An 11,159-nucleotide genomic window follows, 5' to 3' on the forward strand; every position below is an offset into this window, starting at 1 on the left:
ATCAAAAACTCGGCCGCAAGCAACCGAGTTTGAAAAACTATTCCAACAACTCTCCATTTTTACAAAACGTTCTTAATTTCAACTCCAAGATAAACTGGCCCTAATCATAAAGCATAACACTTTTTCAACTATCCAATTTTCTACAACTGAACTAAAACTAATGCCTAATAATCGGCTCTTCGCCGATTTAGCTGTCCATCACGGGGGCAAGCCCCCGAGATTTTCGCTCTGCGGTTAAACGTCGTCGAATAACGCTTGTATTGCTTTTTATCTTTCATAAACACCTCGTTTGAGAATCATATTTATCTCATTGCGAAGTGTCCAGTTTTATTAGGCCAGAATAATTGAGCGTGTTTCAAAAAAATGGACCATGCCAATTAGAGACTGGAAGCAAGCTTTAAGTCGTTTTGCAATTGAGTTTGCAGATAGGATGCCAGCCTAATGACAAAATCCATTTACACAGAAAACTTTATATACTCAAGTCAAAGGGTCAAGCCAATATTATCTGTAATACCGTCACTCGATGATTCAGGAAACTACTACAGTAAATTAATGGTCAGTCGCAGATATGTCAATAGACTCATCATCACTAATATGCAAGTACTCATCAAGTTCACACGCATAAAGTAGCTGCTTACACTCCTCTGTTGCGCCTACAACACGCACTCCCTCTTTCTTTTTACCTGAATACTCTTGTAATAGCAGTAGCATACCTAAAGCAGAACTATCCATATAACGCACTTGAGATAAATTAACTAAATAATATTGCTTAGGCTTAGGATGCTCTTGGTACGCTTTACGAAACTCTCGATGTTGCTCAAATTCAAAGCGCTCAGTAACATTAATTTTCACTATTTGACCATTATTAGAGACTTCACTTGCAATCGACATCACAGTCCCTTTTTTCTCTTAATTTAAAATAACTCAACATCGCCACTCTCCATAGACTCCTGCTGCACAGAGTGAACTGACTCTTTACGTCGCCCTTTGAATGACTCTACCTGTGCTTTAACATCATCACTCCAGTGACTAAAACTGTCCTGACTATCATGACTATCTTTTGGACCCTGGCACATTTGCTCAAGCAATTCTTCAAGCTCACTGATATTACTAATTGCACTCCCCATCAATTGAGAGATAATATCCCCCCCTTGCAAATAGCGCACCGTTTCTAGCATTTTATGATGAATTTTATCTGTAATTTCAGTCACTTGATTGACATAGCCTTGTACTTTTTGTTCACGCTCTTTAAGCGTTAACATCATTTTCTCAAGGTGCATTTTAGAATTTAATGCAGAGCTCATATCAGTTGATGCAATCTCACTAATAATTTTCGTTGTCACATCCATTTTATTTCGGGCATTCTCAACTCGCTCACCGACTGCATCACTGAATTTTTGTGTACTAAATGAAAGCTGGCGAACTTCATCTGCGACAACCGCAAAACCTCGACCTGTATCCCCTGCACGAGCCGCTTCAATCGCAGCATTTAACGCTAATAAGTCAGTCTGTTCGGTGATCTCTCGAATATCGGCCATCAAATCAAAAATACCTGAAAGTTGTTCAACCATATCATCAACTTCTTGAACAACCCGCATACTCTGCTTACTGTTATTGATCACTATTTTTACATAGTGCTTTAATGTATTATTTGTCTCAAGAATAAAGTTCTCTAATAACCTTTCTTTGCTATCAGAAACCACTTCATGCATGTCTTGTACAAGCTGATGCTGCTCTGCTGACTGCACTGTGACGGTTTGAAAGTTCGTTCCAACCTGATTATAAGATTGATCAAGGATATCGCTTGCTCTTCCCAGACTATCCAAGATTGCATCGTGATTCTCATTCGTTGCATGAACAATTTGTTCCGCAACTTGACCTGATAGTTTTTGATGATATGCGGTTAAATCTAAACAAGCTTTTTCCCGTTGCTTATAGAGAACAGCACTAAAGCGTATACTTGCCCACCACCATAATGAAAAAATTGACAATAACTAAAGTAACTATTGTAATTTTATGATCAACAAAAATAATATAAGCGACGCTTAAAATATTAATAATGATGAGCCAAAAATAGTGTTTGATATATAGTTTTTTCATCGACGATATAAATCCACGTTAAGACCTGAACCCACACTCTAAGCGCTTAATATATCCTAATTGTAGTTTACAGTTTTTCTTCTACCTTACCATAAAGTATTAAATTAAATTTATATCCCATAAAAAACACATGAAATATTACTCAAAAACATCAATTACAATTTAAGTAAATTTTATTTACCATCAAAAAATAATAAGATATTAAAAAAAAACGAAAAAACAGTTTAAGACCAACTGATCAATATTTATTTTATTTAAAAAAAGCAAAGATAAATCCTCATTAAAAACATGAAAAACTGTCTAAAATTAACGTCAGGAGTCCAATATTAAGTTCAGACTGTAGATGATATGAGTGATGAAGCAACAATAGTACTCGCAGAAAGCTTAAACATACAGCATGCAGCTGCATTGTTTGATGAGTTAAATCAAAACACAGATAAAAAATCTGTAACCCTGCAAGCTGATCAAGTCAAACAAGTGGATACTTCGGCGATTCAGCTACTCTTTACCTTTGAGCAAGCACTAAAAAAGCAAAATGCTTCACTATGCTGGTCCTCACCATCAACAGAATTAAAAAAAGCATTTGAGTTGGTTGGTTTACCTGATTATTTTAAAGGGGAAGATAATGGCTAAAATCTTGATTGTCGACGATGCAAGCTCAATGCGTCAAATGGTTAGCTTTACTCTGAAAACCTCAGGCCATGATGTTGAAGAAGCCTTTGATGGCAATGATGGTTTATCTAAAGCGCAATGCCAACAGTTTGATTTAGTCATTACAGATATTAACATGCCCAATATGGACGGCATCACACTCGTTAAGAAATTAAGAGAAAATACATCTTACAAATTCACTCCGATTCTTGTCCTTACCACCGAATCCGATGGTAGTAAAAAGTCAGAAGGCAAAGCCGCAGGAGCAACGGGCTGGTTAATTAAGCCATTTAATCCTGATCAACTCACCAACACCGTACAAAAAGTATTGGGGTAAATTATGTCTATTGACTTAAGCCAGTTTCTCGAAATTTATTATGAAGAAAGCTTTGAAAATTTAGATGCTATGGAAAATAGCTTGCTTAGCCTCGAAGTTGGCGACCCAGATGATGAAGTGATTAATACCATCTTCCGCGGCGCTCACTCGATCAAAGGTGGCAGTGGCACATTTAACTTAAGCTGTGTGACTAACTTTACTCATACATTAGAAACTCTACTTGACCAATTACGCTCAGGTGAACGTGCCGTTTCACAAGATTTAGTTGATTTATTATTAAAGTCAACAGACTGCCTGCGTGAAATGCTAACCGTTCTGCATAATAATGGAGAACCTGATTTAACAACCGCGGATGAGCTTCAAAAGCAATGTCAGGCCCTACTCGATAGCGAAAGCGATGCTTCCCCCAGTGGGCGAGCCTAAAGAAAAAGTTCAAAATATGATTGGTGATTTACTGGCTGAAAATGGTGATCTGTTAGGTTGGCACATTAAATTCAACTCAGAACCCAAGCTTCTTAGCACCGGCAATGAACCCTTGCGTCTATTTAGAGAATTAGACAAGCTCGGTGAATTAACAATTGAAGCAGATACCAGCAACTTACCAGAATTTAAAGAAATAAATCCAGAACAATGCTATTTAAATTGGTATTTATCATTAAAAACAGAAGCGAAAAAAGAAGAAATAGATCAAATTTTCGAATGGGTGATTGATGATAATGAAATAGAAATTACCCCCTGGATGAGTGAATCTAAAAATAAACCAGAACCTAAAGACGAACCTTCGACAAGTGCCACAGCTAATCAAACAGCAAAGGCGACAACACCAACAAATAAACCAACTAAAACAGAAAGCAAAGATGCATCGATCCGTGTTTCTATTGATAAGATTGACGACTTAATTAATATCGTCGGCGAGCTTGTTATTACTCAATCCATGCTAAGCCAAGTCGGCCATAGTGAGGAAACAAAAACCTCTCGACTCATCGAGGGATTGGCCCAACTTGAGTACAACACACGCGAACTCCAAGAGCGTGTTATGAAGATCCGAATGTTACCCATTAGCTTCGCTTTCAACCGCTTCCCTCGCATGGTTCGCGATGTGAGCAATAGCTTAAATAAAAAAATCAATCTCACCATCTCAGGTGAACAAACAGAGCTTGATAAAATCTTGATGGAAAAAATTGGTGACCCCTTGTCCACCTCGTTCGTAACTCACTCGACCATGGTATAGAAATGCCTGAAGACCGTGTTAATGCAGGCAAGCCGGCAGAAGGCTCTGTCTCCCTTAATGCATTTCATCAAGGCGGTAAAATTGTCATTGAAGTTTCAGATGATGGTCAAGGTTTAAACCGTGAACGCATTTGCGAAAAGGCGGTTGAAAAAGGCCTCATTAGCTCTCCTGAGCTGATGAGTGACGATGAAGTTTATGACCTGATTTTTAATGCAGGGTTTTCTACCGCAGAATCGCTCAGTGAGCTTTCTGGCCGTGGTGTCGGTATGGATGTGGTCAGAAAAAACATTACCGCACTCGGTGGCAATATTAAAGTCACTTCAACCCCAGGTGAGGGAGCTTGTTTTCGTATTCAACTGCCCCTCACTTTAGCCATCCTCGATGGTCAACAAGTGAGAGTTGGCAAGCAAATTTATATTGTCCCATTAATATCCATCATTGAGTCACTGAAAATCGATGTATCACAAGTTAAAGCAGTTTCTAAACAACATAGCGTCTATCAGTTACGGGATGACTATATTCCAATTATAGAACTAGGTGAAGTTTTTGATGTTTCTTGTGATGATAAGGACTTCAGCCAACGCTTACTTGTTATCGCCGAAGTCGGCACTCAAATGATAGGTATAGTCGTCGATGAACTTCTCGCACAACAACAAATTGTCATTAAAAACCTTGAAGACCATTATCGCAAAGTTCCAGGGCTATCAGGGGCAACGATCCTTGGTGATGGCCATGTTGCTTTAATTTTAGAAGTCGCAGATCTAATTAATATGCAAGCGGATAAAATTAATGAGATTAAACTCTCCACTCATCAATCGGGCATTACTACCCCATCACCAGAGGCAACTTAACAAGAAAATATAGAAAACCATAATTTCAGCAAGCTATGGAAAACTAAATTTGAATTAATGAAAAGAGTTGAGTGAACGAAGAAAAATCAGTACAAAAGCTGCTCAAAGTCCTGAATAGAGCATAGCAAGCCTTAGGCAAAACCACCATCATATCAGCAAGTTAATGTGACGCTGCCATATAGAAAAACAGATATTTTTATTAATTGTCGGCCTTATTCTGCATGTTATTATGAGTAAAATTTATTTTTATATATAAACATATCGATAGTTTTGTCTCATTTCCCCTGACACATTCCGCACTATGTATCTGTGCTAGTTATAGTTTATGGGGCAGTTTGAAGAGGTTGAAGTTATATGCCAGAGTATGTTCTCATTGATAATGAAAAAGAAGGTAGCATTAGAAATGGAGATTGTGGATACAATGCGTATGCCTTAGGTTTAATGAGTTATTTGTGCGAATCGAGTGATAAAGGTTTTGCTAAGGAAATATGGGCGCGATTGGGCTTAAGTACAGATGCTAAGGATCAGCTAAATCGTATTATCGATGAAAAAAATGGCTTTATGTCCTTGGAAACCAGAAAATTATAATAAAAGAGCTAAGCGGCCCGTTGCGTAAGAGAAACATCGATAATATTATAAGTCGTTTTGACAGTCAGCCAATTATAAGTAATCAGTATCACCCTACACTTACCTGGAAAATCAGAAAAATGGTCAAAGGTCAACTCATTCGCCCTCAGAAGTGGTTGATTGGTAAAACCTCTGATAAGTGTGGTGATTTCTCTAAAGCGGATATATTAAAAGCTTCTGGTATTGATCGCTATATTGAGAAATACTCTAGATCTTGTCGAGCCGAGATAGAAAAAATTGATAAAAAAAGATTTAGAGAAAAAGATGATAGATCTTACCTAACTAAATTATTTATTGGCTCCTATGAAGAAACTGCAAAACAATCTAAAAACTTACAAAGTAAGTTAGATAAAATAAAAGAAAAATCAGATGAAGAATTAAATAACTCTGATAGGCGGTCATTAAAAGACTATGACAGGGACATTAAAAATTATAATTCTTTTCTTAAAAGAAACGAAGATATTTACAAAAGTTGTAAGTTGTCTGAGGAGTACCTCATTCCCTCAGGTTCCGAAGCCGAAAGAGTCGCATTTTCTCATTTAAAGAAGTATGCAAGAAAAGATGCAGATTCAGAGGTAGATAAAGCATATAAAAAATTAGTACAAGATCAAGAATTTCAGAATTGGTTTAAAGGTAAGTTTGCAAAAGAAGGAGTTTGGGCTAGTGATACTGAGATAAATCAGTTGCATAAAGCCGTTTGCGGTAACCGTGCTGAAGAAATTCCATTTGCTTATTTTAGAGAAGGCTACGACTATGGTCTTTATGATTATGATAATAACGGTGATCGTATAGCTAAAGCTAGAGGTATTTTTATAATTAGAAAGTCAGGGTATGAGCGCGTAAAATCTGGGCATCTCCCACTAGATCACTGGATGACGCTAATTCCTAAAGATCAATTTGCGCCTGAAAAACTGCAAAAAGATGAGTTAACTGATTTTAATAAAATTTACCAAGCGATAATTGCTGGACAGGATAAACGTTTGAGGACAAACAAAGGTAATCGCAAAGACATCGCTAAAATAAACGAATATATTCTTGAGAACCCTAAATCGAAATCTACACTCGCTTTACAATTGTTAAAGAAACACAAAGAAGTTGGTATCGACAATCAGAATAAAGAATTAATGGCTGATATATACAAGGCTACTCGTAGTGTTTATAAATTCTCTAGGTCGGATGCGACTTGGGTTAATAATACATCGACTCTTTTTGAGTATGTAAAAAATAAAGATAACAAAAAGAGTAGAAGTGTTGCTATTTACAATGCATTAACGCCCGTATAATTTCTTTATAATATTGGTGAGGGTTATTTGGAATTAGTGCAATTTTTGGTCAAAGGGGACAACAGCCTTCGGCACGCGCCCCACTTTTTAACGGGCGGGTCAAAAATGTCGTAAAAAGCTGCTTCCATTTTTCTTACTTTGTAAAAATCAGGTTTGAGATCTATATATTTTTGCTAGATTCCAAGATAAATTCCATAGTTTTTAATATAGTAAAAAATAAGATTGGTTAACTATTTTGTTCTACTTGGTGTTTAGCCAGATAACTGTAGTAGGAGCGTTCTAGAAGGTCAATATAAGGTTGCAATGAGCTTGGCTTTTCAAAGTAATCATCAGCGCCTAAATCAAAGGCTTGCTTTTTATCCGCTTCAAACTTTGAAGTTGTAAACATCACTGTATAAACATGTGGAAATTTTTTTGTGCCATAATCTGAGTGAGCGGAGAGCTTTTCTAACAATTGCAACCCGGTTAACTTGGGTAAATTAATATCCAATAACATCACCTGAGGGTAACGTTCATTTTTAACAGATTGCTGTATATAACTCAAAGCATCTAGGCCATTTGTTTTAATTTGCAGATTATACGAGAAACTCACTTTTTTTAAAGCCAGTAATATTAAGTTCTGATCGGCAACGTCATCCTCAACTAATAACAGGTTTAAGCACAACTTATCCATTTCCAATTTACCTTTTCATCTTGGGAAACTCAACGGATCACAGCATAGCTATTTTTCATTATTTTTCAAATAGTTATATAGATATCACTCATCAGGGATATCGATAGAAATTTTATCAGTGTCCAGCAAAATAACCATCCGCTCACCTAATTGAGCCAGCCTATCGATATACTCCACACCTATTTTGTCAGTCACTTCTGGAGCTTCACGTAAATTTTCTTCTCCCACATCACAAACATCAGAAACAGCATCAACGACAGCACCAATCAAGCGATCCTTTCCTTCACACTTCATATGCAATACGATAACTATCGTTCTCACATTGTAATTAATTTCCGATGAAGTCATTTTATAGCGTAAATCAACAATTGGAATAATTGCTCCACGTAAATTCATCACGCCTTTTAAATCATCACTCGAACCAGGTAAGGGTGTGACCGCTCCCCAACAACGTATCTCTTGCACATTAAGAATATTAACACCATACTCTTTATCAGCGATCAAAAAAGTTAAGTATTGTTCTTTAGCCAAAGATTCACTTTCATCTGGCCCATGACGACTACCTAAGTCTACCGCAAGCTCCTCTGCGGCGGTTAAATCAATTCCTGCTGTCTCAGACATAAAAGTCACTCCATGCTAAAGCTTACAGACAATTACCCGTCTTTACATACTTCATTAATGCGGTCAATCAACAGCTTAGAGAGCAAGTCCGGATCTGTTTTTGGAACAAACCCATCACAGCCGACGCTCTTAACCATCTGCTCATTAAACATCCCCGAAATTGAAGTATTTAAAATAATAAAAAGACCACTTAATACTTTATCCTCTCGGCATTTACGCGTTAAAGTGTAACCATCCATTTCGGGCATTTCTTCATCAGTAACCAGTAGATACTGCTCACACATCTCTTTAGATCTAATTCGCTCATGCAATATTTTTAATGCTTCTAAGCCATCTTTAGCAGCAATCACTTTCACACCGATTTGCTTTAATATCTCTCCGGTAATCTCACGTGCCGTCGCAGAATCATCTGCCATAACAACAGTGAATTCACAAGCTTTATGCTTAATGCCTTCATCAATTTTGTTCTTAGTGATCGTTGAAACCGGTGGTGCGATTTCAGCCAAAATACGCTCGATATCAATAATTTCCACCATTTTTTCTTCTGAGAAATTGATCACCCCAGTCAGGTAATGATCTGTGCCCATGCTTTCAGGTGGAGGGTAAACATCGCTCCAAGAAAAACTAATAATCTCATCCGCTTTGTTCACTAAAAAGCCCTGTATAGACTGACTATATTCAGTGATTAATAAAATTGTATATTTATCAATCTCTGTATATTGATTAAAAAGGACTTTATTTAAATCGATGACAGGAATAAACTGATGCCCTCGAATATGAACAACACCAACAATCGATGGATGCACTCCAGGCGGCTTTGTCAATGGCGGGCATTGCAACATTTCCCGAACCTTAAAGACATTAATCGAAAATGTATGCTGAGCATCAATTAGCTCAAATAACATTAACTCTAAACGATTAGTGCCAGCTAATCGTGTTTTTAAATCAACATCTGCGAGTATATTGCTGTTTTGCATAAAGACATGCCTAACCTTTTATCAAAAACAAAAAAATAAAATTATAATCTAAAATATAAAATCTAGTTAACCTATAAGCTAAAGGATAGATCATTCTTCATTTTTCTATTCTGTAAGAAACTCATTCCCTGTAATAAACTCATCATTTCACAAAAATAGCGAACAAACAGCTAGAATTATACCCATAGGCGTTAATTTTAATGATAGATATAAAGTGAATGATCAGGAATGAACATGCTTAAGAAATTTAAGTTACGATGGAATATTTTACTGCCCCCTGTCATCATTTTTATTTCATTGATTATAATTCAACATAATAAATACCTTAAGCACTATCTTAAAAAATTTTAACCCTCAAAAAGAGCAAATCCATTAATGCAAACAGTAAAGAATTCAAGAAATCTAAGATCTCGTCGATGAAGCTATAACCCATGTCGCTAATAGGCAGAAGATAGTGAATTTAAGCAATGAAGCTTTAAACAAAATTATAAAATCAATTAATAATATCTCTCAGCTGGCTCAAAATAACGCACAACAAGCCAGCACACAAAATAAAGCAAGCATAAAAATATCAAAATGTCTAAGTGGTATGAATATTGCTGTATTTTTTTGATATAAAGAAATAAGCCTAAACTAAAGCGGTAAGGAAAAGGAAAGGTTGTCAGAATGAAAAAGTTAGTCAATTTATTTAAAAATTTTAAAATCAGCAATAAAATTATTATTATTCTTTTGTTGCCAACATTTTTGCTAATATTCTTACTTTATCAATCAATTGGCCACCTACTTTCTCAGTACCAACTCAGTAAAAACCTTGCGCATGAAGCAAGCTATATACAAAGCGCGAGTAATTTACTACATCGCTTACAAATAGAACGTGGCACAAGCGCAATTTACCTCAAGAGTGAAAATGACTCTGGTGCGAAGCTTAACGCTGCACGACAAATAACAGACCAAATGCTACAGTCCTACCGCAAAGATAGCGAAATTATCATTAATCACAACCCAATACCACAATTATCTAATAATATTAAGCAAACGCTACAATTATTAAACCAGCTGTCAACCGTTCGTAGCAATATTAGTGATCGCAATATATCTACATTGCAAGCGATTCAGTCTTTTACACAGATCAATCATAAAATACTATCAAGCTATTTCTCTATAGTTGAAAGTGTTGCCTCAGATCCCCAAGCTTTTCGCCTAACAAAATCAATTTATACCTTTGGTCAAGCAAAAGAGCGTGCTGGTATTATACGTGCAACAGTAGTTCCTATTCTTGCTGAAAATCAAGTCACTCCAGCTCTTTTACAACGATTAATCACATTAGTTGCCACACAAAAACAATTTTTTAATGAATTTAATGCCGTTGCCCCTGACAATGCAAAAGAGCAGCTTAAGCAAGTATTACAGTCGCCAGCAGGCAAGAAAGTTGCCCATATTTTAGCAACTATTAGTCAAAATGACCCTGACGCAATTCAAGGGCTTAATACGCCACCTTCCGAATGGTTTTCCGAAATCACTCAACTGATTAATCAAATGCGAACTATAGAATCAGGGCTTGCTCAAGCCACAGAGATTTATGCTGAGCAACAAAAAAGTCAAGCTCTACTCAATACAATTATTGAGGCTATTGTTTTATTAATTGATTTTTTCAATCACTATCCTTCTACTTACTTCTTTTATTCGTTATTTAAAAACAGCTTATCCGATGTTATTTCTGAAGCTCAACAAATAGAACAAGGGAATTTAGAGTTTGAGGAAAAAGAGGATTTTAATCATGATGAAATAGGTGACCTTCAACAACAGTT

The 11,159-nt window shown here is 36.5% G+C and carries 14 protein-coding genes; 9 read left to right on the forward strand and 5 right to left on the reverse strand.

Features of this window, described 5'->3' with window-relative positions; translation table 11 throughout:
• Positions 1-549: 549 nt before the first annotated feature.
• On the reverse strand, positions 550-891 hold the full coding sequence (locus tag BGC07_RS03075; RefSeq protein WP_069311915.1) for an STAS domain-containing protein: 342 nt from the start codon (positions 889-891) through the stop codon (positions 550-552).
• A 23-nt stretch (positions 892-914) separates the two neighbouring features.
• A complete protein-coding gene (locus BGC07_RS03080) occupies positions 915-1,991 on the reverse strand; it encodes a methyl-accepting chemotaxis protein (protein WP_069311916.1) in 1,077 nt (358 codons plus the stop codon).
• 457 nt (positions 1,992-2,448) lie between these two features.
• Here BGC07_RS03080 and BGC07_RS03085 point away from each other — a divergent pair, with 457 nt between their 5' ends.
• The 7 genes from BGC07_RS03085 to BGC07_RS03105 all read left to right on the forward strand — a co-directional run bounded on the left by BGC07_RS03085 (position 2,449) and on the right by BGC07_RS03105 (position 7,080).
• A complete protein-coding gene (locus BGC07_RS03085; RefSeq protein WP_069311917.1) occupies positions 2,449-2,733 on the forward strand; it encodes an STAS domain-containing protein in 285 nt (94 codons plus the stop codon).
• Positions 2,726-3,088, forward strand: coding sequence for a response regulator (locus tag BGC07_RS03090; protein ID WP_069311918.1), 363 nt, complete (start codon positions 2,726-2,728; stop codon positions 3,086-3,088). The genes BGC07_RS03085 and BGC07_RS03090 overlap by 8 nt, the downstream gene beginning before the upstream one ends.
• Before the next feature lie 3 nt (positions 3,089-3,091).
• A complete protein-coding gene (locus tag BGC07_RS21585) occupies positions 3,092-3,511 on the forward strand; it encodes an Hpt domain-containing protein (protein ID WP_235602870.1) in 420 nt (139 codons plus the stop codon).
• A complete protein-coding gene (locus BGC07_RS21590) occupies positions 3,486-4,319 on the forward strand; it encodes a hypothetical protein (RefSeq protein WP_235602871.1) in 834 nt (277 codons plus the stop codon). Before BGC07_RS21585 ends, BGC07_RS21590 begins: the two co-directional genes overlap by 26 nt.
• 2 nt (positions 4,320-4,321) lie before the next feature.
• Positions 4,322-5,170, forward strand: coding sequence for a chemotaxis protein CheA (locus BGC07_RS21595; RefSeq protein WP_235602872.1), 849 nt, complete (start codon positions 4,322-4,324; stop codon positions 5,168-5,170).
• 354 nt (positions 5,171-5,524) lie between these two features.
• Positions 5,525-5,758 carry a hypothetical protein gene (locus BGC07_RS03100; RefSeq protein WP_069311919.1) on the forward strand — a complete coding sequence of 78 codons (234 nt, stop codon included), beginning with the start codon at positions 5,525-5,527 and terminating at the stop codon, positions 5,756-5,758.
• Between the two features lie 20 nt (positions 5,759-5,778).
• Entirely contained in the window at positions 5,779-7,080 is a 1,302-nt protein-coding gene (locus tag BGC07_RS03105) for a hypothetical protein (protein WP_139121597.1), read from the forward strand.
• A gap of 226 nt (positions 7,081-7,306) precedes the next feature.
• Here BGC07_RS03105 and BGC07_RS03110 read toward each other — a convergent pair whose 3' ends face one another.
• The 3 genes from BGC07_RS03110 to BGC07_RS03120 form a co-directional block, all read right to left on the reverse strand.
• Complete coding sequence (locus BGC07_RS03110; RefSeq protein WP_069311921.1) at positions 7,307-7,753, reverse strand: response regulator; 447 nt, start codon at positions 7,751-7,753, stop codon at positions 7,307-7,309.
• Between the two features lie 84 nt (positions 7,754-7,837).
• Positions 7,838-8,374, reverse strand: a complete 537-nt coding sequence (locus BGC07_RS03115) for a chemotaxis protein CheW (RefSeq protein WP_077216727.1) — start codon at positions 8,372-8,374, stop codon at positions 7,838-7,840.
• A 32-nt stretch (positions 8,375-8,406) separates the two neighbouring features.
• Positions 8,407-9,351 carry a chemotaxis protein gene (locus tag BGC07_RS03120; protein ID WP_069311922.1) on the reverse strand — a complete coding sequence of 315 codons (945 nt, stop codon included), beginning with the start codon at positions 9,349-9,351 and terminating at the stop codon, positions 8,407-8,409.
• A 454-nt stretch (positions 9,352-9,805) separates the two neighbouring features.
• On the opposite strand from BGC07_RS03120, the gene BGC07_RS20485 reads away from it, so the two are divergent.
• Together BGC07_RS20485 and BGC07_RS03125 are read left to right on the forward strand one after the other, a co-directional pair.
• Entirely contained in the window at positions 9,806-9,964 is a 159-nt protein-coding gene (locus tag BGC07_RS20485) for a hypothetical protein (protein WP_158006851.1), read from the forward strand.
• 53 nt (positions 9,965-10,017) lie between these two features.
• A partial coding sequence (locus BGC07_RS03125) for a nitrate- and nitrite sensing domain-containing protein (RefSeq protein ID WP_139121740.1) occupies positions 10,018-11,159 on the forward strand: 1,142 nt, incomplete at its 3' end.

It is taken from the genome of Piscirickettsia litoralis (genome assembly GCF_001720395.1).
Taxonomy (GTDB): domain Bacteria; phylum Pseudomonadota; class Gammaproteobacteria; order Piscirickettsiales; family Piscirickettsiaceae; genus Piscirickettsia; species Piscirickettsia litoralis.